This is a genomic window from Actinoplanes sp. DH11, from assembly GCF_020873875.1.
Lineage (GTDB): Bacteria > Actinomycetota > Actinomycetes > Mycobacteriales > Micromonosporaceae > Actinoplanes.
The window spans coordinates 1-20,509 of sequence record NZ_JAHWGU010000014.1 but is presented as its reverse complement, the minus strand read 5'-3'; the positions used below and the strand labels follow the sequence as shown (position 1 = coordinate 20,509).

Annotated in this window: 23 protein-coding genes; 14 read left to right on the top strand and 9 right to left on the bottom strand. The window is 70.6% G+C overall.

From position 1 onward, the window contains the following. Window positions 1-8: 8 nt before the first annotated feature. From LPA41_RS21040 to LPA41_RS21015, 6 genes are all read right to left on the bottom strand, one after another. Window positions 9-1,265, bottom strand: coding sequence for a hypothetical protein (locus LPA41_RS21040; protein ID WP_229072370.1), 1,257 nt, complete (start codon window positions 1,263-1,265; stop codon window positions 9-11). A 169-nt stretch (window positions 1,266-1,434) separates the two neighbouring features. Further along, window positions 1,435-1,839: a hypothetical protein gene (locus tag LPA41_RS21035; RefSeq protein WP_229072369.1), complete on the bottom strand. Its 405-nt coding sequence runs from the start codon at window positions 1,837-1,839 to the stop codon at window positions 1,435-1,437. Between the two features lie 89 nt (window positions 1,840-1,928). After that, complete coding sequence (locus LPA41_RS21030) at window positions 1,929-2,444, bottom strand: hypothetical protein (RefSeq protein WP_229072368.1); 516 nt, start codon at window positions 2,442-2,444, stop codon at window positions 1,929-1,931. A 157-nt stretch (window positions 2,445-2,601) separates the two neighbouring features. Continuing rightward, window positions 2,602-3,405: an MBL fold metallo-hydrolase gene (locus LPA41_RS21025; RefSeq protein ID WP_229072367.1), complete on the bottom strand. Its 804-nt coding sequence runs from the start codon at window positions 3,403-3,405 to the stop codon at window positions 2,602-2,604. Between the two features lie 49 nt (window positions 3,406-3,454). Continuing rightward, a complete protein-coding gene (locus tag LPA41_RS21020) occupies window positions 3,455-4,063 on the bottom strand; it encodes a DNA-3-methyladenine glycosylase (RefSeq protein ID WP_229072366.1) in 609 nt (202 codons plus the stop codon). 32 nt (window positions 4,064-4,095) lie between these two features. After that, window positions 4,096-4,347: a hypothetical protein gene (locus tag LPA41_RS21015; RefSeq protein WP_229072365.1), complete on the bottom strand. Its 252-nt coding sequence runs from the start codon at window positions 4,345-4,347 to the stop codon at window positions 4,096-4,098. 216 nt (window positions 4,348-4,563) lie between these two features. Here LPA41_RS21015 and LPA41_RS21010 point away from each other — a divergent pair, with 216 nt between their 5' ends. Next, entirely contained in the window at window positions 4,564-5,442 is an 879-nt protein-coding gene (locus LPA41_RS21010; protein ID WP_229072364.1) for a helix-turn-helix transcriptional regulator, read from the top strand. 10 nt (window positions 5,443-5,452) lie between these two features. Further along, complete coding sequence (locus LPA41_RS21005; RefSeq protein WP_229072363.1) at window positions 5,453-5,671, top strand: DUF397 domain-containing protein; 219 nt, start codon at window positions 5,453-5,455, stop codon at window positions 5,669-5,671. A 276-nt stretch (window positions 5,672-5,947) separates the two neighbouring features. Here LPA41_RS21005 and speB read toward each other — a convergent pair whose 3' ends face one another. After that, entirely contained in the window at window positions 5,948-6,991 is a 1,044-nt protein-coding gene (speB, locus tag LPA41_RS21000; protein WP_229072362.1) for an agmatinase, read from the bottom strand. Between the two features lie 178 nt (window positions 6,992-7,169). On the opposite strand from speB, the gene LPA41_RS20995 reads away from it, so the two are divergent. From LPA41_RS20995 to ptsP, 11 genes are all read left to right on the top strand, one after another. Continuing rightward, a complete protein-coding gene (locus LPA41_RS20995; RefSeq protein ID WP_229072361.1) occupies window positions 7,170-7,805 on the top strand; it encodes a type II toxin-antitoxin system PemK/MazF family toxin in 636 nt (211 codons plus the stop codon). 74 nt (window positions 7,806-7,879) lie between these two features. Then, the gene (locus tag LPA41_RS20990; protein WP_229072360.1) at window positions 7,880-8,470 is read left to right on the top strand and encodes a hypothetical protein; all 591 of its coding nucleotides are present in this window, start codon (window positions 7,880-7,882) and stop codon (window positions 8,468-8,470) included. Further along, complete coding sequence (locus LPA41_RS20985; RefSeq protein WP_229072359.1) at window positions 8,463-9,122, top strand: nucleoside monophosphate kinase; 660 nt, start codon at window positions 8,463-8,465, stop codon at window positions 9,120-9,122. The genes LPA41_RS20990 and LPA41_RS20985 overlap by 8 nt, the downstream gene beginning before the upstream one ends. 1,206 nt (window positions 9,123-10,328) lie before the next feature. Further along, window positions 10,329-11,090, top strand: a complete 762-nt coding sequence (locus LPA41_RS20980) for a DeoR/GlpR family DNA-binding transcription regulator (RefSeq protein ID WP_229072358.1) — start codon at window positions 10,329-10,331, stop codon at window positions 11,088-11,090. A 53-nt stretch (window positions 11,091-11,143) separates the two neighbouring features. Then, entirely contained in the window at window positions 11,144-12,085 is a 942-nt protein-coding gene (pfkB, locus tag LPA41_RS20975) for a 1-phosphofructokinase (RefSeq protein WP_229072539.1), read from the top strand. Between the two features lie 158 nt (window positions 12,086-12,243). After that, on the top strand, window positions 12,244-13,476 hold the full coding sequence (mtlA, locus tag LPA41_RS20970; protein WP_229072357.1) for a PTS mannitol transporter subunit IICB: 1,233 nt from the start codon (window positions 12,244-12,246) through the stop codon (window positions 13,474-13,476). Between the two features lie 15 nt (window positions 13,477-13,491). Beyond that, the gene (locus LPA41_RS20965; protein WP_229072356.1) at window positions 13,492-13,800 is read left to right on the top strand and encodes a PTS lactose transporter subunit IIB; all 309 of its coding nucleotides are present in this window, start codon (window positions 13,492-13,494) and stop codon (window positions 13,798-13,800) included. Next, complete coding sequence (locus LPA41_RS20960) at window positions 13,793-14,239, top strand: PTS sugar transporter subunit IIA (protein ID WP_229072355.1); 447 nt, start codon at window positions 13,793-13,795, stop codon at window positions 14,237-14,239. Before LPA41_RS20965 ends, LPA41_RS20960 begins: the two co-directional genes overlap by 8 nt. Continuing rightward, entirely contained in the window at window positions 14,236-15,276 is a 1,041-nt protein-coding gene (locus LPA41_RS20955) for a zinc-dependent dehydrogenase (protein ID WP_229072354.1), read from the top strand. The genes LPA41_RS20960 and LPA41_RS20955 overlap by 4 nt, the downstream gene beginning before the upstream one ends. A gap of 10 nt (window positions 15,277-15,286) precedes the next feature. Beyond that, on the top strand, window positions 15,287-15,553 hold the full coding sequence (locus tag LPA41_RS20950) for an HPr family phosphocarrier protein (RefSeq protein ID WP_229072353.1): 267 nt from the start codon (window positions 15,287-15,289) through the stop codon (window positions 15,551-15,553). 2 nt (window positions 15,554-15,555) lie between these two features. Further along, window positions 15,556-17,205, top strand: a complete 1,650-nt coding sequence (gene ptsP, locus LPA41_RS20945) for a phosphoenolpyruvate--protein phosphotransferase (protein ID WP_229072352.1) — start codon at window positions 15,556-15,558, stop codon at window positions 17,203-17,205. Between the two features lie 66 nt (window positions 17,206-17,271). Here ptsP and LPA41_RS20940 read toward each other — a convergent pair whose 3' ends face one another. Both LPA41_RS20940 and LPA41_RS20935 read right to left on the bottom strand, forming a co-directional pair. Further along, a complete protein-coding gene (locus LPA41_RS20940; protein WP_229072351.1) occupies window positions 17,272-17,868 on the bottom strand; it encodes a hypothetical protein in 597 nt (198 codons plus the stop codon). A gap of 80 nt (window positions 17,869-17,948) precedes the next feature. After that, window positions 17,949-18,731 carry a polyphosphate kinase 2 family protein gene (locus LPA41_RS20935; protein ID WP_229072350.1) on the bottom strand — a complete coding sequence of 261 codons (783 nt, stop codon included), beginning with the start codon at window positions 18,729-18,731 and terminating at the stop codon, window positions 17,949-17,951. 59 nt (window positions 18,732-18,790) lie between these two features. Between LPA41_RS20935 and tyrS the strand changes: the two genes are divergently transcribed. Then, window positions 18,791-20,047, top strand: coding sequence for a tyrosine--tRNA ligase (gene tyrS, locus LPA41_RS20930; RefSeq protein WP_229072349.1), 1,257 nt, complete (start codon window positions 18,791-18,793; stop codon window positions 20,045-20,047). Window positions 20,048-20,509 lie beyond the last annotated feature (462 nt).

Genomic DNA, 20,509 nt, shown 5'->3' with positions numbered 1-20,509 from the left:
TGGCGGAGTCAGCCGTCGAAGCGCTCCCAGTCCAAGCCCAGCTTGCGCAGCCGGCGCAGCAGCGAGCGGTGCCGGGCCCCGACGTAGACCTCGTAGAAGTCGGTGTCGTCCGCGCCGACCAGCGCCACCACCCCTGGCCCGGCATAGAGGCGCGAGTGCGCGCACGGCCAGCGCGCCGGCCGCAGCGGCACCCGGCGCAGCGGCGCGACGATGCGTTTGACCTGTGCCCGGTCGGCGAAGGCCATCCCGCCGGGCGAGGAGTCGAGCGCGGCCTGGGTCAGGGCCGCGACCAGGAGGTACGCGCTGAGCCGCTCCCGTTCCCGCAGCGGCTGATCGCTGAGCCCGTGGTACCAGACCTTCGGGTCGTCCCCGGCCGCCTCGGTCAGCAGTGTGAACACCCCGTCAACCTCCTGACCGAAAGCGATCATGCCTGACTCAGTCGTGGCAAGCGGTTCCGGGAAGATTCGCAGAGTGCGCCCGTAGACCTCGGGACGTCCGGCGGCGGCCCGGTGGAACGCGCGCAGCGGTTCCGGCTGCCCGGCTGCGGGCACCGCCGTCCCGGCCGCGGGCACCGCCGTTCCGGCCGCGGGCACCGCCGTTCCGGCCGCTGGGACGTCCGCGTACCAGCCGGTGATGAACGTGTGCAGGGCGGCGAGCGGATCGGCCGGGAGCAGATCGAGCCAGTCGGTGGCCGGTTGCGGGCCGGGTGGTCCGGTGGGGCGTACCCGATCCAGCAGGTCATAGGGCAGCGGCGCGTCCAGGAAGAGCCCGAGATCTTGCGCCACGCCCCGGCGGCGACCGATCCTGGTCACCCGAGCGGTGCCCAGCGCGAGACAGCCCTCCGGCACCCGGGCGAAGGCCAGGAGCGCCGGCTCCGGCTCCTGGGTGAGGCGGCGCTCGATCACCCGCGGCAGCGGGCCGGGCACGGTCAGATCCTCCGGGGTACGCACCCCGCCGCCGACAATAACCACGATCGCGTCCGGCCCGGCCGCGAACCACGTGCCCGTCCCCCCGGCCCGCTCCGCCGACAACCCGGTGCCCCCGGGCGCCCCACTGTCCCCAGCGCCCCCAGCCGCCCCGGCGCCGGCACTGGCACCGGCAGCTGCCCCAGCTGCCCCAGAACCCGCGGCCTCGGCGGCCCAGGAATCCGCGGCCTCGGCGGCCCCGAGCGCCTCGGCAGCTCCCGCGACCACGGGTTTCGCCGCCGGGCCGGCCGCACTCAGCGCGACCTGCTCGTCAACGACGGACCAGAGGCGGATCTCCACCAGTCCACGGTATTGGAACCCGCAACGAATGCAGCAGAGTTGTCCGTTCGCCCCGCCTCCACACGCTCATTCTGGTCGGATGCCCGCGCGGTTCGAGATGTTGATCTGCTAGCGGAGCGAAATCGCGGTGATAGGTCCATGATCACCGCGATTTCGCATCGCTAGCAGATCAACTACCGCCGGGCCGGCGGCGATCAAGCCCGCGTTGCGCTGCTCCGGCGCGCCTCGCAGGAAGCCGGCTGGGAACCGACCCGCTCGCCCCGAAGCGGCCCAGCCCGGCGTTCTGATCCCAGACCGTGGTGAGCCAGTCGGCGGCCACCGCGGCGGGCACGCCGCCGCCGATCACGAAGCCGAAGAACCGGCCGGACGGGCTGGCGAGAAGGCCCGGCCCGGCCGCCTCGGCGAGTTGCTCGATCACCTCGAGGGCGGGCACCGGGCCGTCGGGCAGCGGGACACCGAGCCGCTCGCGCAGCTCGGTCAGGCCCGCCCTCGCGGCGATCGGCCGTTCGTCCAGGCTGTCCAGCCACTGTGCGGCGATCCGCGTGGTGGCGCCGAGCACGTCGTCGTGGTCCACCCGCTCACGGTAGGCCCGGCGGGGTGCCCCCGGACGGTCGGATTTCTGCCTCACGCGCCCGGTGGGCGTACGTCAGTGGTGTTCGTGGGTCAGTGATGCTCGTGGTCGGTGGCGCGGGCCGCGCAGAGGAAGGTCCCGCCGACCGCGAAGGCGCCGAGTACGCCGAGCGAGATCTGCTGCTGGTGCCCGGACTGCCGGTCGTAGACCGCCTGGTTGACCTCGATGACCCGGTCGTGGTCCTCGAGCACGTACCGCCCGTCCCGCATGGCCGGGTTGCCGTCGAGGGACGCGAAGGCCAGCACGATCGCCAGCCAGAATCCGAAGAGGACCGCGCCGGCCGCCATCGCGGCCCAGTGCGGCACGTGCGGCGGCACCCAGGACGCGAGGCGCCAGGGCCGTAGGGGCCGCTGGGTGCGGAAACCGAGGCGGTTGCTGACGATGCCACCGGCGAAGCCGGGCACGGTCAGGAAGGCGGCGACACCGACCGCGACGGCCGCGCCCAGGGGCCGCGCCCCGGCGGCGAGGGCAACGATCAGCACGGCCGACCAGAGCACACCGGCCCCGGACATCAGGCTGAGCAGCAACAGTCCCCGACGCGAGATCATCACTGCGAACGCTAGTGTCCGGAGCGGCCCGATGTGGCCGTTTCCCGAGCATCCGAACGAGTGCTACGGCCCGGGTGTTCGGGCACGTGATCGTGGACGAGGCACGGGAGCTGCCGCCGATGATGGGGCCGGCTCTACGTCTTCCGGCCGGAGCCGGTCACTGTGACGGGACAGGCGTCAAGGTGAACGTCTCGCCCCGGGTCAGCGCGCGCACCCCACTCAGTGACCGGTTGCGGCACGCCACCAGGAAGTCGCTCAGCGGCGACTTCATCACCTTGTAGTCGTCGTAGTGGATCGGCAGGGTCAGCCGCGGCCGGATCAGCCCGGTCAGGTCGGCGCCCTGCCGCCCGTCCATGGTCAGCAGCAGGCCGAGCAGCCGGGTCCCGCCCAGGTGGATGAGCATCGCGTCGACCTCGCCGCAGCGCTCCCGGATCTCCGCGAGGTGCGGGCGGTACAGCGTGTCCCCGGTGATGTAGAGCCGGAGCATCCGCTGACCGTCCACCTCCCATTCGATGAGCGAGCCCATCACGTCGGGCAGCAGCCGGTCGACGAAACCGGGACCGTGCCGGCCGGGCAGCGAGGTGATCCGGAGCAGCTGACCGTCGCGGCGCCACTCGTCGGCCTCCCAGGTGGGCAGGCCGCGAACGGCGTCGAAGCTCTTGCGGCGCAGCCGGCGCTGCGCCTGCACGGTGGTGACGATCGGCAGGTCCGACGGGATGACCTTGCGGGCGGTCCGGTCGAAGTGGTCGCCGTGCAGGTGAGACAGGAGCATCAGGTCGGGGGACGGCAGGTCCGCGTACCCCATCGCGGGGCTCTTGAGCCGGCGCGTCCACGCGCCGTAACCGAGGTAGGTGCGGCTGCCGGCCGGGCTGAAGGCGGGGTCGGTCAGCACGGTGAACGCGCCCAGCCGCAGCAGGGTGGTCGCGTTACCGACGAAGGTCACGCTGGCGTGCGGTGTCATGCTCGCGGGCTACCCGCCAACCCGCCGATCATGCGGGCGGCTTGCGCGATCAGACCCGATTCGTACGGCGCCGCGGCACATGCCGGCGGTACGCGCTGACCGTCGGGTCGCCGCTGATCCAGAACCGCCACGGCACGTCGTGTGCCGAGGTCACCCCCACCCGCGGGCCCGCCTCGATCGCGGTGACCGGCTCGTCCGGCGGCGCCAGCGTGGCCGGACCGGTGCCGTCCAGCAGCGCGGTGCCGTTGGCGCCCCGATCCAGTGCCAGGACCTGCATCATCTTTGCCGGACCGGCGGCCAGGTCGGCGTCGCGGCGGGCCGCCGGGCGCCGCTGCCGGGCTGTCTCCAGGCCCTCCACCACGGCGCCGGCGCGCAGCAGCACGGCGGCGGCCCGGCCGTCCTCACCGCACACGACGTTCGCACAGAAGTGCATGCCGTAGATCTGGTAGACGTAGAGCCGCCCGGCCGGGCCGAACATCACCGCGTTGCGCGGGGTCTCCCCGCGGTGCGCGTGGCTGGCCGGGTCCGCGCCGAGGCCGCTGTAGGCCTCCACCTCGGTGAGCCGGACGGTCACGCCGTTGGCGGTCAGCCGCCAGCCGAGCAGCAGGCGGGCCGCCTCGTCGACCGCGTCCGCCGGCAGTTCCCACCACGATGTCACCGTTTCACCCCATCACATCGCGCCGGCGGCGGTCAGCGGAGGGTGGTGCCGCACCATCCGAGGAAGCGTTCGAAGAGGTCGGCCGGTGCACCGCCGGCACCGCCGGCCCAGTCGTCGATCGCCTCGAGCATGCATGAGCCGAGGAAGACCGAGAGGCCGTGCGGGAAGCTGCGGTACTGCTCGGCCAGCTCGACCTTCGCGGTGGCACACGGCCACGGGTGCCCACAGACCCGGCAGTCCCACGACGGGCGGTCACCGACGTGCTCGGTCCGCGGTACCAGCATGCAACCCTCACCCGATGCGATTCGGCGACTACACATCGGAGCGTCGCGTGGCTTAGTCTCTGGCTCAAGCCGCAGCGGTGAGAATCCCACAAATGGATTCTCGCTGTCTCGGGTGAGGCGATCGGATCGTCTCGTTCGATACACATCAGCGTCCGGCACACGCCGGCTTTCGATGTCCAGCAGCGTTCGGTGCGGACGTGGGGGGAGAGCAGTCGGATGACCGAGACCGGGTCGACCGTCCCGCGGCGGCAGGTCGGCCGCCTGCTGCGCGAGTTACGGGAGCAGGCGGGCATCTCCCTGATGGCCGCGGCGCAGGAGCTGGAGTTCTCCCGCGCGCGGATGTACCGGATCGAGAACGGCGAGGTCCCGGTCCGCAAGCACGACGTGATCGCGATGTGCTCGGTCTACACCGCGCCCGAACCGCTGACCGAGGTGCTGATCGGCTTGGCCGCCGAATCAAAGGCGAAGGGCTGGTGGCATGCGTACGGCGACGTCGTCCCCGCCTGGTTCGAGCTGTACGTCGGAATGGAACAGGCGGCGAGCCGGCTGCGTTCGTTCGCCCCGAGCGTGATCCCCGGCCTGCTGCAGATCCGGGAGTACGCGGAGTGCGTCTTCCGCGAGTGGCACGGCGCCGACGAGGCGGCCGTGGAGAACGCGGTGGCCGTCCGGCTGGAACGGCAGTCGCTGCTCAACCGCCGCCGCCCGGAGGCGCCGCACCTCGACGTGATCATCGACGAGGGTGTGCTGCGGCGGTCCATCCCGGACACGTTCGGCATGCAGAAGCAGCTCGCTCACCTGGTGAACGTGTCCACGCGGCCGAACATCGGCGTGCGGGTCATCCCGTTCGCCGCCGGACCGCACCGGGCGGCCAGTTCCGGTCAGTTCACCATCCTCGAGTTCCCCGCGGTGGGCACGGCCTCGCCGGAACCGACCACCATCTATTGCGAGAACCTCACCGGCGCGCTCTACCTCGATAAGCTCGCGGAGGTGGAGGCGTACGAGTCGGTCTGGGCCCAACTCGAGGCCACCGCCCTGAGCCGATCCGACTCCGACGATCTCATCGGCGAGATCATCGAACGGAGTGACGCCGGATAGAGGGAGAACGGTGGCAGAACTCGATCTCACTGGTGCGGTGTGGCACAAGAGCACGCGCAGCGGTGGCAACGGCGGTGACTGCGTCGAGGTGGCCGGCAACCTCCCGGGCGTCGTGGCGGTCCGCGACTCCAAGAACCCGGGCGGCGGCACGTTGATCTTCACTCATGCGGAATGGGCGGCGTTCCTCGCCGGTGTCCGGGACGGGGAGTTCGACCTCGAGGTCCCTTAGAACTCGGTGTGCCGAGTCTTAAGGATGCCTTTGCGGGCACGATGCAGGCGGCGCCCGGGCGCATAGTGGACGGGCGTCGTCCCCCGGCCGCGCCACTGCGGGCGAATCCCCGCGCCCGGACGGTGGCGGGTCCGACGCGAAGTTCCACCGGGATTCATCCCCCACCTCGGTGGACGTCCGCTCGCCGCCGCCGCATCCCCCGGCGGCGGCGAGGGCGGGGACCGATCCGACCCGAGCGCGGCCGTGTCCCGGCCGCGTTTGCGCCCGGCGGTGCTCTCAGTCGCCGGCGGCCGGTTCCGGCCGGGTGCCGCGGTCCTGCAGCAGCGGCGTCGACCGCTTCCAGCGCGGCCCGTCGCCGTCCTTGCGCCGGCGGGCCATCCCGGCGAGAGCCTCCAGCACCACCCGGTTACCGAGCATCGCGGTGATCTCCGCGTGGTCGAACGGCGGCGACACCTCGACGATGTCCATGCCGACCACCGGCAGCTCGTGGCAGATCCGGGAGACGCTGTCGAGCAGCTGGCGGGCGGTGAAACCACCCGGCTCCGGGGTGCCGGTGCCGGGCGCGTGCCCCGGGTCGCAGACGTCGATGTCGACCGAGAGGAAGACACCGTCGCAGCCGTCCAGGGCGATCTCGAACGCGCTGTCCAGCACCGCGTCCAGGCCTCGCTCGACGATCTCGCTCATGTGGAACGAGTTCATCCGCTGATCGGCCATCCAGTCCAGGATCTCCGGGCCCGGCCAGTAGCCACGGAGCCCGAGCTGCAGGAACCGGTCACCGCGCACCGCACCGGACTCGATCAGCCGGCGCATCGGCTGCCCGTGACCGTAGAGCGACCCAAACTCGATGTCCCCGGTGTCGGCGTGCGCGTCGAAGTGGATCACTGAGATCGTGCCGGCGCCGTGCGTGCGCGCGACGCCGCTGACATCCGGCCAGGTGACGGTGTGGTCGCCGCCGAGGATCAGCGGGATCGCGCCGTGCCCGGAGATGAACGCGACCGCGTCCTCGATCGTCGTGCAGCTCCGCTGGATCTCGCCGCTGAACACCTCCAGGTCGCCGGCGTCCATGACGGTCAGGTCGCCGGAGAGCGCGTCCACCCGCATCGCCATGTGCGGGCGTGAGCCGTCGTGCGGCAGGTAGTCGGTGCCGCGGATCACCTGCGGGCCGAACCGCGCACCGGGCCGGTGCGACGTCCCGCCGTCGAAGGGCGCCCCCACGATCACCACGTCGGCGTCGGCGTAGGTCGCCGGCTCCTGCCAGTCGCAGGCCGGCACACCGAGGAACGTGTGGTCCGGCCCGAACATCGGTCCGTAACGGGTCATGCGGGTCATCCTTCCCGGCCGGCGGCGTCGAGGCGGACGGTATCGGCATACTCTACGGCCGGCACCGATCTCTGCGGCCGGCACCGATCTCTGCGGCCGGCACCGATCTCTGCGGCCGGCACCGATCTCTGCGGCCGGCACCGAGCGGGCGTGATCGACCGCCCGTAAGGTGTCGCGGGTGCTGGAACAGTTGAAGTCCCTCCTGCGGCGGTTGCTGGGGTCCGAGCCGGGACAGCGGCCGGGCGCTCAGCCCGTACCCCCGAAGCCGTCGACCGCGCCGCACCCGCGGCCCCGCTCCGCGCCGCGCACGCGGCAGCCCAAGTCTGCGCCGCGTGCCCAACCCCGGCCCGCGCCGCGATCACCGGCCACGCCCAAGCCGGCGGCCCCCAAGGGGGCCACGCCGAAGCCGGCCGGGCAGCGCGCGCCCCGGGTGGTGCCGACGCCGCAGGGCCGGCACCTCGCCTACGCCCCCGACCTGGACGGCGACGCCGACCCCGGCGAGATCGTCTGGACCTGGGTGCCCTACGAGGACGACCCCGCCCAGGGCAAGGACCGGCCGGTGCTGGTCGTCGGCCGCGACGCGCGGACCCTGCTCGGCCTGATGCTCTCCAGCCAGAACGAGCGCGACGGGCAGCGGCACTGGATGGCGCTCGGCCCCGGGGAATGGGATCGCACCGCCCGGCCCAGCTGGGTGCGCCTGGACCGAGTGCTCGAAGTCGACGAGGACGGCATCCGCCGCGAAGGGGCGGTCCTGGACCGGCCACGGTTCGACCGGATCGCGGCGACCCTGCGACGGGACTACGGGTGGCCCTGATCGAGGGGTTCCCTGATCGAGGGGTGGCCGACGTAACCGGACAGTTGCCGCGTCATCCGGATAGCGTTGGTCGCATGAATGTGGACGTCATGACCGGCTTCGGTGGAAAACAGGCCTGGCTCGCCGTCGCCGGCGGCGAGCCCGCGGCGGTGTTCGACGCGCTCGGCCTGCGCGACCTCGGGCCGGTGTCCTGGCGTGACGGACTGGACCTGGCCCACCTCACCGACGACCGGATCGCGGTCACGCCGCCACTGCCCGGCGCCCGCGGCATCGACTGGGTGCTCGCCGCCGGCCGCGGGCTGATGCGCCCCGGGCTCGACGTGGTCGCGATCTCCGCCGCGCTCGGGACCGAGGTGCAATTCTTCGCGACACACCGGGTGACCGAGCTGCACCGGTGGCAGCGCGCCGCCGGAGGTGAACTGGTGCGGGCGTTCGGGTATGTCGGTCAGACCGGCGAGGTCACCTCCTGGTTCGGCGACCCCGACCCGGCGGAACGGGACGCCGGCCTGCCCGGCGAACTCGACGAGGAGGCCACCGTGCTGGTCGCCGAACGCGACGTGTTCCGGGTCGCCGCAGCCTGGAGCATCGACCCCACCACCCTGACCGGGCCCGCGCCCGGACCGCTGCGGATCGGCGCCTACGCCTCTGGAGGGCCACATGCGTAAGTACGTGATCATGGGAGTCCAAGGCAGCGGCAAAGGCACCCAGAGCAAGCTGCTGCGCGAGGAGTTCGGCCTGGTGCACATCAGCGTCGGCGACATCTTCCGCTGGAACGTTCGCAACCACACCAAACTGGGTGCCCAGGTCCGCCGGATCATGGCGGCCGGCGACCTCGTCGACGACGACCTCGTCGAATCCGTCGTCCGCCGCCGCCTCGACGAGCACGACTGGAACTTCGGCTTCATCATCGACGGTTTCCCCCGCAACGGGCGGCAGGCCGAGTTCTTCATGGAGAGCTACGACATCGACGCCGTCATCCACCTCGAACTCCCCGACGACGAGGTGCGCCGCCGCGTCCTCAGCCGGCGGCTCTGCCCCAACTGCGGCATGGACTACAACCTGATCGCCGACCGTCCCGAACAGGAGGGCCGCTGCGACATCTGCGGCCACTCCCTGGTCACCCGCGCCGACGACACGCCGGAGGCGCTCGAGTCCCGGCTCCGCGACTACCACGAGAAGACTCGTCCGGTGCTGGAACTGTTCCGGCGCAAGGAGGTCGTGCACGACGTGGACGGGCGGCCGCCCCTCGACGAGATCCAGCAGGCCATCCGCGACACGCTGGGCCTTCCGCCGTACGTCAAGCCGGCGGCGGCCTAGCCCGGAGAGGGCGGTCGCCGCGCCCGTGATCTGCCGCGCCCGTGATCTGCCGCGCCCGTGATCTGCCGCGCCCGTGATCTGCCGTGGCCGCCCGATTCTCGCCCGGCCGGCCCCTCGGCCAGCGTGCTTTGGTCAGCCGTGGCATTCGTTCGTCGGCCAGCGTGCCCTGGGTCGGCCATGCCAGCGACGAGGTTCGCGGTGACATTCGGCAGGTCGCGCTGGTGGTAGCGGGGCAGATCCGGATGTTCAGCACAAATCGTCCGCCTTTTGCTGCTTGACGGAACCCATAGGGGCAACCGGGGCCGCTGCATCCTGGTCGACGCCCCCGCCGACGCCGCCCGCACCGCCTTGCGCTCCCTTTTCGGGCGTCGGTGGCGTCTTTCTGGCGTTGGTGGCGTCTTTCGGGCGTCGGTGGCGTCCGCCCGCCGAGATGTTGATCTGCTAGCGATGCGAAATCGCTGTCATAGCCCCATGATCACCGCGATTTCGCATCGCTAGCAGATCAACAAGTCCACGCGAACGCACCGCAGCGGACCGCAGTGACCGAGTGCAGACAACATAACGCCGCACTTGTCCGCTTCGCGGAATGCTGGTGGGATCCCTTGCGCCATGCGCTGCACCCGACCTCGGCTCGGTACAAATCGGAAGAAAGCGGTACTCGCTGCTTGGCAAGACCGTAACGGCCGCGCCAAACTCTTGCCCAGTCCTCGCTCCGTGCTGTCGCCTGGCCTCGCGGTTGGCCGGCCCCGCAGTGGCCTGCGGTCTCCCGGTTCGCGCCGCCTTCCAGTTCGCGCCGCCTTCCGGTTCGCGTCGGTCTGCCAGCTCGCGCCGCCTTCCGGTTCGCGCCGTCTCCTGGTTCGCGTCGGTCTCCCGGTTCCCGTCGGTCTCCCGGCTTGCGCCCGTCTGCCGGCTTGCGCGGTCTCCCGGCTTGCGCCCGTCTCCGGGTTCGTGCCGCCGACCTTCTGTGCGCCGATCAAGCCCGCGGTCCGCAATCACGCACCGGCGCAAAACCCACACGATCGGGCACATTAGAGATCATCTATCCGCTACGCCGGGTGTGCCCGTAATAGCACTGCCCGCCACATTAGTCGCCCGCTTCGCCGGAAAACTCGGCGGTAAGGAGACCGAAATCTCTTTGACATATTGCTTTCGGGCACAATCGGGCGTAAACAAAGACAAAGCCAAAACGAGCCGGGCGGTGAGTGGATGTACGCGGAGGAACGCCAGCAGGAGATCGTCCAGCGGGCCCGTGCCGAGGGCCGGGTTGACGTCGTCACGCTGGCGGACACCTTCGGCGTGACGGCGGAGACGATCCGCCGGGACCTGACCGTGCTGGAGCGGGCCGGTGTGCTGCGCCGGGTGCACGGCGGGGCCATCCCGATGGAGCGGCTGGGGTTCGAGCCGGCGCTCGCCACCCGGGACGCGGTTCTGATCAGTGAGAAGGAGCGGATCGCCAAGGCGGCGCTCGCCGAGATCCCGGAGGATGGCGCGATCATCCTGGATGCCGGTACGACGACGGCCCGGCTCGCGCAGCTTCTGCCGGCGGACCGGGAACTGACCGTGGTGGTCAACTCGCCGGTGCTGGCCTCGACGCTCGGCCTCAAGCCCAACCTCACCGTCCTGCTGCTCGGTGGCCGGGTCCGCGGCAAGACGCTTGCCACGGTGGACGACTGGGCGTTGCGGCCGCTCGCCGACATGTATGTCGACGTCGCCTTCATGGGCACCAACGGCTGCACCGTGGAGCGGGGCATGACCACGCCCGACCCGGCCGAGGCGGCGGTCAAGCGGGCGATGATCGCCGCGGCCCGCCGGGTGGTGCTGCTGGCCGACCACACCAAGATCGGCAACGACTACCTGGCGCGGTTCGGCGGCCTGGCCGAGCTGGATCTGCTGATCACGGACAGCGGCCTCGACGGCGAACTCGCTGCCGAGGTCGAGGGCACCGGCGTCCGGCTGGTCCGGGCATGAGCGACAGCCGCACCGGCAAGCCGACTGCCGGCACGACGGCCGGTCGGGGGCAGATGATTCTCACGGTCACGCTCAATCCCAGCGTGGACCGGGCGCTGGAGGTCGATGCTCTGGTCCGGGGTGAGGTGCTGCGGGCCGCCGACTCGCACATCGATCCTGGTGGCAAAGGGGTGAACGTGTCGCGCGCGCTGCTCGCCAACGGTGTCCGGTCGACGGCGGTGGTGCCGGCGGGTGGTGCCGAGGGCGATCAGCTCGTCGATCTTCTCAAGGGTGAGGGTGTCGACATGGTGGCCGTGCCGATCACCGGGCGGACGCGTTCCAACATTACGGTGGCCGAGCCGGACGGCACGGTCACAAAGATCAACGAGGCGGGGCCGACGCTTTCGGATGTCGAGTTCGCGCAGGTCAGCGAGGCGGTGCTGACGGCGGCGAGCAGTGCTGACTGGGTGGTGATCTGCGGCAGTCTGCCGCCGGGGCCGACGGTGGCGGCGTTCAGTGACCTGTGTGAGCGGCTGGTCAAGTCGGGTGTCCGGCTTGCCGTGGACAGCAGCGGTCCGGCGTTGCTGGCGGGCGTCGCGGCCGGCGCCGCGCTGGTCAAGCCGAACCGGGAGGAACTGGCCGAGGCGGCCCGCACCGAACTTGTCACGTTCGGTGATGTGGTCCGGGCTTGTGAGCTGTTGCGGGAGGCCGGCGCGGGCACGGTGCTGGCGAGTCTCGGGGCGGCGGGCGCAGTGCTCGTCGACGACGACGGTGTGCTGGCGGGCACGTCGCCGGTTAGCGCGCCGCGCAGCACGGTCGGTGCCGGTGACGCGCTGCTGGCGGGGTTCCTCGCGGGTGGTGCGCGCGGCGAGGCCGCCCTGGTGGAGGGCCTGGCGTGGGGCGCGGCCGCGGTGAGTCTTCCGGGCAGCCGGATGCCCCGGCCAGAAGATCTTGATTGTACGAGCATTCGCGTCGACCGGAATCCGGACCGGAACCGGCAGTTACGCCGCGATTGACATCGCGGCACCCGCACCAAACCGTTTCAACGCGGTATCAGCAATGCCATCGGAAACTGGACCCCTCTCACCTCTTCCGTCAAAGGTGCACTCGAAAACCCGTACTCGAAAGGTTTTCGATCTGGCGCGAATGGCGTCCCTGGCGAATGGAGATCGTCATGGCTTCTACCTACACACCTCAGGTCACCGGTACGGGCTTCAAGGCCCGTGTCCAGAAGGTCGGCGGTTATCTCGCCGGAATGGTCATGCCCAATATTGGCGCGCTCATCGCCTGGGGCCTGATCACCGCCCTGTTCATTCCGGTCGGCTGGATTCCGAACGAGAATCTGGCGCAGCTCGTCGACCCGATGATCAAGTATTTGCTGCCGGTGCTGATCGGTTACACCGGTGGCCGGATGGTGCACGGCCAGCGCGGTGCGGTGGTCGGCGCGGTCGCCACGTTCGGTGTCGTGGTCGGCGCTGACGTGCCGATGTTCCTCGGCGCGATGATCATCGGTCCGCTCGCCGCCTACGTGCTGAAGCTCTTCGACACCGCGATCGAGGGCAAGGTCCGTCCCGGCTTCGAGATGCTTATCGACAATTTCTCCGCCGGCATCATCGGTGGTGCGTTCGCGATTCTCGGCAAGCTGGCCATCGGCCCGATCGTCGAGGGCCTGACCAAGGCCGCCGGCAACGGTGTCGACTGGCTGCTGGACCACAGCCTGATGCCGCTGGTGTCGGTGCTGGTGGAACCGGCCAAGGTGCTGTTCATGAACAACGCCATCAACCACGGCGTGTTCAGCCCACTCGGGGTGCAGCAGGTGCAGGAGCAGGGCAAGTCGATCCTGTTCATGATCGAGTCGAACCCCGGTCCGGGTCTGGGCCTGCTCGCCGCCTACCTGTTCTTCGGCCCGAGGTCGCTGCGCCCGTCCGCACCGGCCGCCATGATCATCCACTTCCTCGGCGGCATCCACGAGATCTACTTCCCGTACGTGCTGATGAAGCCGCGCCTGATCCTCGCGATGATCGCGGGCGGCATGGCCGGCGTCGCGACCTTCATGGTCACCGGTACCGGCACCGTGGCGTCGCCCGCCCCGGGCAGCATCTTCGCCTTCGCCGCCGTGACCGCGCGGGACGGGTACGTCGGGATGATCCTCGGCGTCGTGATCGCCGCCCTGGTCACCTTCGGTGTCGCATCCCTGCTGCTCGGCTTCGGCAAGCTCAAGTCCGATCAGGAGCTCGACCCAGCCGAGGAGCAGGTGGCCGACGAGGCGGAGATCCCGCACCAGCGCACCGCCGACACTGCCGCCGGCAACGCCGCCGACACCACCGGTCACAGCGCGGGCAGTGAGCGCGCCGCCGAGGGGACGGACCGTGCCGGCACCGACAGCAACCGCAAGGAAAACGCTTAGACCAGGAGGTTCGCCATGGCAACCATCAACGGCAAGGACATTCGCAAGCTGGTCGTCGCCTGTGACGCCGGAATGGGCAGCAGCGTGATGCTCGCCAGCACGCTGCGCAAGCAGCTCGGCAAGAGCGGCGTCACCGTGGAGCACAGCCCGGTGAACTCGATCCCGGCCGACGCCGACCTGGTGGTCTGCCACAGCGGGCTGGCCGCCCGGGCCCGCTCGGTGGCGCCGAGCAAGCCGATCGTGCCGTTCCAGGTCTTCCTCGGCGACCCGGCCGTGACCAAGGTGGTCAAGGCCATCCAGCAGGGCACGGACCTCAATGTCTGAGCTGCTCGACCGCCGGGCCGTCCGGTTGGACGAGACGGCTGCGGACAAGGAGGAGGCGATCCGGCTCTGCGGTGCCGCCCTGGTCGAGATAGGGGCGGCCGAGGCCGGATACGTCGACACGATGGTGGCCCGGGAGAAGTCCGTCTCCACCTACGTCGGCGAGGGCGTCGCTATCCCGCACGGCACCCTCGACGGCAAGGCCCTGGTGAAGCGGGACGCCCTCGCGGTGCTCCGCTTCCCGGCCGGCGTCGACTGGGACGGCGAGCAGGTGACCGTCTGCGTCGGCATCGCCGCCGCCGGGGACGGTCATGTCGAACTGCTGGCCGCGCTCGCCGAGATCCTCCTCGACGAGGACCAGGCCCGTTCGTTGAGAGAAGCCACCGACGTGGACACCGTCATCGGGCTTCTGAGTTCCGTTCAGGAAGAGGCAAGTGAATGAAGGTCGTACGATTCCACGCTCCCGGCGACGTCCGCTTCGAGGACATGCCGGAGCCCGAGGCCGGCGCGGGTGAGGTGAAGATCCGCGTGCGGAACTGCTCCACCTGCGGCACCGATGTGAAGATCTCCAAGTTCGGTCACCACCACATCCACCCGCCCCGGGTGATGGGCCACGAGATCGCCGGCGAGATCGTCGCGGTGGGTGACGGGGTCGAGGGCTGGGTGCCGGGCGACCGGGTCCAGGTCATCGCCGCGATCCCGTGCGGTGAGTGCGCCGAGTGCCGCCGGGGCCGGATGACGGTCTGCCCGAACCAGGTCTCGATGGGCTACCACTTCGAGGGCGGCTTCGCGCAGTACATGGTGGTACCGAAGGAGGTGCTCAAGGTCGACGGTCTCAACCGCATCCCGGAGGGCGTCTCGTTCGCCGAGGCCTCGGTGGCGGAGCCGCTCGCCTGTGCGCTGAACGCGCAGAACCTGGCCCGGGTCGGCGAGGGCGACGACGTCGTGGTGATCGGCTCCGGCCCGATCGGCTGCCTGCACGTCCGGCTGGCGCGGGCTCGCGGCGCCGCCCGGGTGTTCCTGGTCGAACTGAACCGGGAACGCCTCGACATGGCCGCCGCGCTGGTCAAGCCGGACGCCGCGATCTGCGCGGCCGAGGTGGACCCGATCGAGGAGGTCCGCAAGCTGACCGACGGCCGCGGCGCCGACGTGATCATCACGGCGGCGGCGTCCGGCAAGGCGCAGGAACAGGCGATCGAGATGGCGGCCCGGCAGGGCCGGATCAGCTTCTTCGGCGGCCTGCCCAAGGACAACCCGACGATCACCTGCGACTCGAACCTGGTGCACTACCGGGAGCTGATGATCGTCGGGGCCAACGGTTCCAGCCCGGCGCACAACGCCGAGGCGCTCAACCTGGTCGCCACCGGCGCGGTGCCGGTCGCCGACCTGATCACTCACCGCCTGCCGCTGGAGGGCGCGATCGACGCGTTCGGCATCGTCGCCCGCGGTGAGGCCATCAAGGTCACCATCGAGCCGTAAGGAGATCGCCATGCCCACGCGCACCGTTGCCGTCGGTTCCGCCAGCGGCCTGCACGCCCGGCCGGCCAAGTTGTTCGTCGAGGCCGCCGCCGCGGCCCCGGTGAAGGTCACCATCCGGGTCGGTGAGAAGAAGCCGGTGCCGGCCAAGAGCATGCTGTCGGTGCTCGCGCTCGGCGCCAAGAAGGGCACCGAGGTCACCATCGAGGCCGACGGCGACGGTGCCGAGCAGGCCCTCGACGACCTGGCCGCGTTGCTCGCCAGCGACCTGGACGCCTGACGATGGCCGAGGTGGTGAGCCTTTCCGGGATCGGGGTCTGCGCCGGGATCGCCGCCGGTCCGCTGCTGCGGATCGCCGACGTGCCGGCGCTGCCCCCGCCCGCCGCCGCGGCCGACCCGGAGGCGGAGGTGGCCCGGGCGACGGCCGCACTCGCCGAGGTGGTCGCCGACCTGGAACGTCGGGCCGGCCGGGCCGGTGACGAGACAGTCGCCGAGGTGCTGCGGGCCGAGGCGTTGATGGCCGGCGACGAGGCACTTCTCGACGGCGTCCGGGAGCACGTCGAGGACGGCGCCGACGCGGTGCACGCGGTGGATCGGGCGTTCGGCGCCTACCGGGAGGTGTTCGAGGCGGCCGGCGGGTACCTGGCCGAGCGCGTCGCCGACCTGGACGACCTGCGCAACCGGGCGGTCGCGGTGCTGCTCGGGCTGCCCATGCCGGGGGTGCCGCAGCCGGGGCACCCCTACGTGCTGGCGGCGAAGGACCTGGCGCCGGCCGACACCGCCGACCTCGATCCGGCCCTCGTGCTCGCGCTCGTCACCGAGGCCGGCGGCCCGACCAGCCACACCGCGATTCTGGCCCGGGCGCTGGGCCTGCCCGCGGTGGTGGCCTGCCCGGGCGTGCTCGACGTCGCCGAGGGCACGCTGGTGCTGGTGGACGGGGCTTCGGGCCGCGTCGACGCCGGCATCGACGAGGCTGCCGCGGAGGCCGCACGGCAGGGGGCGTCCGAGGTGGTTGCCGCGGCCGCGGCCTTCACCGGACCGGGCCGGACCTCCGACGGGTACGAGGTGAAGCTCCTCGCCAATGTCGGATCGGTCAAGAACGTCCCGGCCGCCGACGAGGTGAACGCCGAGGGGATCGGCCTGTTCCGCACCGAGCTGCTCTTCCTCGACCGCGGCCAGGAGCCGGGGCACGACGAGCAGGTGGCGGCGTACCGGGACGTCTTCGCCGCGATGGCCGGGCGGCGGGTCGTGATCCGTACCCTCGACGCCGGTGCCGACAAACCGCTGCCGTTCCTGAATCAGGAAGGTGAGCCCAATCCGGCCCTCGGCATCCGCGGCCTGCGGATCGCCCGGCAGCGCCCGCAGGTGCTCGCCACCCAGCTCGCGGCGATCGCCGAGGCCCGGTCGCAGACCGGCGCCGACGTCTGGGTGATGGCGCCGATGGTTTCCACGCTCGCCGAGGCGACCACGTTCGCGGCCGCCGTCCGCGACGCCGGCCTGCCGAAGGCCGGCGTGATGATCGAGGTGCCGGCGGCCGCCCTGCGTGCGGCGGACCTGCTTCAGGTGGTCGACTTCCTGAGCATCGGCACCAACGACCTGAGCCAGTACGCGTTCGCCGCCGACCGGATGTGCGGCGCCCTGGCCGACCTGCTCGACCCGTGGCAGCCCGCGCTTCTGCAGCTGATCGGGATCTGCGGCGCGGCCGGCCGGGCCACCGGCAAGCCGGTCGGTGTGTGCGGGGAGGCGGCGTCCGACCCGGGGCTGGCGCCGATCCTGGTCGGTCTCGGTGTCACCAGCCTGTCGATGTCACCCCGGGCCATCCCGCCGGTGCGGGCGGCCCTGGCCGGCCGCACCGCGGACGACTGCCGCCGGCTGGCCGAGCTTGCCGTCGCGGCGCCGGACGCCACGGAGGCACGCAAGCTGGTCGCTTGACGCCCGGTTCTCGATCTTGTTGGGGTCGCGCCGACCGGGCGAACAACAAGATCGAGAGGGCGGCGGTCAGCTGAACGGGAAACCTGCCGGGAAGGTGATCCGCGTCGGCACCGGCATCGTCGCCATCAGGTTGATGACGTCCAGCAGGACCTTCGGCGTGCCGGGCGCGCCCTGCACCGCCACGACCGTCTTCTTCCCGCCGTTGCGGTAGCCGACCTCGACCTTGTAGCGGAAGCGGTCGCAACAGGCCTTCTTCGGGACGTACCGGGGGGCGAGCGCACGGAACTCCGCGCTCGAGGCGAGCCGGAGGACCCGTACGGCGTGCTTGTTGTCCCCGCCGACCAGGGTGAAGGCCGAGACGCGGCCGGCGACACCGCCGGTCCGGACGACGGAGATCATCTCGGCGGGGCCGGCGGGCTTCTTGACCGGCTTCGGCTTGTCGGCGGCCTTCGGCTTGTCGGCGGGCTTGGCCTGGTCGGCGGGCTTCGCTTGGTCGGCGGCTTTTGGTTGGTCGGCGGGCCTTGCGTGGTCGGCGGGTGCCGGCGCGGCGGTGACCGCTGTCGCGTCGGCCGGGGCCGTGTCGGCCGGCGCGGCGAGCGCCGGGCCGCCGGCCAGCGCGACGATCCCGAAGGTCAGCGCGATCGGTAGGGAGAACCTGCTCATGCGGCGCACATTATCGGGTGTTATGCCGGAAATTGTGGCAAAACGCCCGTAGATCACGAAGCAGAGGTCAAAGGCTCACGTCAGGGGTGCGGGTTACCGAGCTGATCGGCCGGACCCAGGTCGTAGCCGCGCTTCTTCAGCCTCGTCTCCAGCACGTGACAGACGTGCTCGGCGACCGCGAGCCGCGCGTACGGCTTGCTGTCACCGGGAACCACCTTCCAGCGGGCCCGCGGCCGGTCGGTCCGCTCGATCATGTCCTCGATCGCCGCCTCGTACTGCGGGCGCTTCTCCCGGTTCCGCCAGTCCTCGTCGGTCAGCTTCCACGAGCGCAGCGGGTCGTTCTTGCGGCTCTCGAAACGCCGCAGCTGCTCCTCCGGTGAGACGTGCATCCAGAACTTGACCAGGATCATGCCCTCGGCGGTCAGGGTGCGCTCGAACTCGACGATCTCGTCGTACGCCCGTTTCCACTGCTCGGTCGTGGCGAACCCCTCGACCCGCTCGACGAGCACCCGCCCGTACCAGGAACGGTCCAGCACGGTCATCCCGCCGTTGCCGGGCAGCACGCTCCAGAACCGCTGGAGGAAGTGGTGCCGCTTCTCGTCGTAGGTGGGCGCGGCGAACTGCGACACCCGGACGTGCCGTGGGTCAATCATGCTGACCAGCCGCTTGATGGCGCCACCCTTGCCGGACGCGTCCCAGCCCTCGAAGAGCACGCAGAGCGGCGGCCCGATCTCTTTCTCGCCGATCTGGCCGCCGAGCAGCAGGCGCAGCCGCAGCAGCCGCTCCTGCGCCGCCGCCAGGCGTTCCTCGGCCTTCTTCTTCGAGATGTCGACAGGTGCTGTGGCACTTCCGAGGTGACCCATCCGTCCAGCATCCCCAAACCCGCTGTGATCCGCACCGGCGGGTGCGGGACAATCCGTGCGTGACTCTCGTAGACGACCTGCTGTGGCGCGGACTGATCCAGGACTCGACCGACCCCGACGAGCTGCGCAAGACACTCGACGACGGCTCGCTCACGTTCTATGTGGGCTTCGACCCCACCGCCGCGTCGCTGCACGTCGGCCACCTCATGCAGGTGCTCACCGCACGCCGGCTCCAGCAGGCCGGGCACCGGCCGCTGCTGCTGGTCGGCGGCGCCACCGGCCAGATCGGTGACCCGCGGGAATCCAGCGAGCGCAGCCTGAACCCGCTCGAGGTGGTGGAGGGCTGGGTGCGGCGGATCCGCGAGCAGCTGTCGCCGTTCGTCACCTACGACGGGGAGAACGCGGCGACGCTCGTCAACAACCTGGACTGGACCGGCCCCACGTCGGTGATCGATTTCCTGCGCGACGTGGGCAAGCACTTCCCGGTCAACAAGATGCTGGCCCGGGACGTGGTGCGCAACAGGCTGGAGAGCGGCATCAGCTTCACCGAGTTCAGCTACCAGTTGCTCCAGGCCAACGACTTCTACGAGCTGCACGTCCGCAACGGCTGCATGTTGCAGTTCGGCGGCTCCGACCAGTGGGGCAACATCACCGCCGGCGTCGACTTCGTGCGCCGCCGCGGTGCCGGCCCGGTGCACGCCTTCGTCACCCCGCTGGTCCTCAAGGCCGACGGCACCAAGTTCGGTAAGACCGCCGGTGGTGCCGTCTGGCTGGACCCGAGCATGACCACGCCGTACTCCTTCTACCAGTTCTGGGTCAACGCCGACGACCGCGACGTCAACCAGTACCTGCGCTACTTCAGCTTCAAGGGCCGGGAGGAGCTGGAGGAGCTGGAGAAGGCGACCGCGGAGCGGCCGCAGGCCAGGCTCGCGCAGCGAGCCCTGGCCGAGGAGATCACCGCGCTGGTGCACGGCGAGGAGGAGGCACGCCAGGCGATCGCGGCGAGCCAGGCGCTCTTCGGGCGCGGATCTCTGGACGAGCTCTCGGCGGACACCTTGCGCGCCGCACTGGCCGAGGCCGGGCTTCTGGAGGTACGGGGGGAGCTGCCGACCGTGGGCTCGCTGCTGAAGGAGTCGGGTCTCGTGGCGAGCGCCAACGAGGCCCGCCGCACGATCGGGGAGGGCGGCGCCTACCTGAACAACGAGCGCATCACCGACGGTGAGGCGGTCGTTCCGGAGTCGGCACTGCTGCACGGCCGGTTCCTGGTGCTGCGCCGCGGCAAGCGGACGTTCGCCGGGGTCGAGATCGTCAAATAACGCTCTGACCTGAGCTTTCGCACTGATCGGCCCGTTGTGACCCACGTCGCGGCGGGCCGATTTGGTGTCCGGGACACGTGGTTGTAATGTTGTCCGAGCCGCCAGGGAGACGGGCGAGCGAACGGGACCCGCCAGGGGCCCGGAGCGGCCGTCCTGGAGGAACCCGAGAAATGATCACGGCTTAGAGTCGTGTAATGTTTCGCGGGGCTCGAACGGGATACCGATTCTGATTCGAATTCGCCGAAAACGCGGATTTGACGGGGCGGAAAACGGGAGAGTAAAGTTGAACGAGTGCCCCGGGGAAACGGGCCGCGGATTGCGGATCGTTTTGATGGTGTGCGGTTGTTCTTTGAGAACTCAACAGGGTGCTTGATAAGCCAGTGCCAATTATGGCAATACCCCGGCCTATCTGTTTACAGGTGGGTTGGAGATTCCTTTGGCAACATTTGTTTGTTGCCGGGA

Bases quoted from the DNA above. Each gene is read 5' to 3' on its own strand.
- LPA41_RS20985 (WP_229072359.1), top strand. From the start codon at position 8,463: ATGCGTAAGTACGTGATCATGGGAGTCCAAGGCAGCGGCAAAGGCACC.
- LPA41_RS21010 (WP_229072364.1), top strand. From the start codon at position 4,564: ATGACCGAGACCGGGTCGACCGTCCCGCGGCGGCAGGTCGGCCGCCTG.
- LPA41_RS21025 (WP_229072367.1), bottom strand. From the start codon at position 3,405: ATGACACCGCACGCCAGCGTGACCTTCGTCGGTAACGCGACCACCCTG.
- LPA41_RS21030 (WP_229072368.1), bottom strand. From the start codon at position 2,444: ATGATCTCGCGTCGGGGACTGTTGCTGCTCAGCCTGATGTCCGGGGCC.
- LPA41_RS20960 (WP_229072355.1), top strand. From the start codon at position 13,793: ATGTCTGAGCTGCTCGACCGCCGGGCCGTCCGGTTGGACGAGACGGCT.
- LPA41_RS20990 (WP_229072360.1), top strand. From the start codon at position 7,880: ATGAATGTGGACGTCATGACCGGCTTCGGTGGAAAACAGGCCTGGCTC.
- ptsP (WP_229072352.1), top strand. From the start codon at position 15,556: ATGGCCGAGGTGGTGAGCCTTTCCGGGATCGGGGTCTGCGCCGGGATC.
- speB (WP_229072362.1), bottom strand. From the start codon at position 6,991: ATGACCCGTTACGGACCGATGTTCGGGCCGGACCACACGTTCCTCGGT.
- LPA41_RS21015 (WP_229072365.1), bottom strand. From the start codon at position 4,347: ATGCTGGTACCGCGGACCGAGCACGTCGGTGACCGCCCGTCGTGGGAC.
- LPA41_RS20935 (WP_229072350.1), bottom strand. From the start codon at position 18,731: ATGGGTCACCTCGGAAGTGCCACAGCACCTGTCGACATCTCGAAGAAG.
- mtlA (WP_229072357.1), top strand. From the start codon at position 12,244: ATGGCTTCTACCTACACACCTCAGGTCACCGGTACGGGCTTCAAGGCC.
- LPA41_RS20980 (WP_229072358.1), top strand. From the start codon at position 10,329: ATGTACGCGGAGGAACGCCAGCAGGAGATCGTCCAGCGGGCCCGTGCC.
- pfkB (WP_229072539.1), top strand. From the start codon at position 11,144: ATGATTCTCACGGTCACGCTCAATCCCAGCGTGGACCGGGCGCTGGAG.
- LPA41_RS20955 (WP_229072354.1), top strand. From the start codon at position 14,236: ATGAAGGTCGTACGATTCCACGCTCCCGGCGACGTCCGCTTCGAGGAC.
- LPA41_RS20950 (WP_229072353.1), top strand. From the start codon at position 15,287: ATGCCCACGCGCACCGTTGCCGTCGGTTCCGCCAGCGGCCTGCACGCC.
- LPA41_RS20965 (WP_229072356.1), top strand. From the start codon at position 13,492: ATGGCAACCATCAACGGCAAGGACATTCGCAAGCTGGTCGTCGCCTGT.
- LPA41_RS20940 (WP_229072351.1), bottom strand. From the start codon at position 17,868: ATGAGCAGGTTCTCCCTACCGATCGCGCTGACCTTCGGGATCGTCGCG.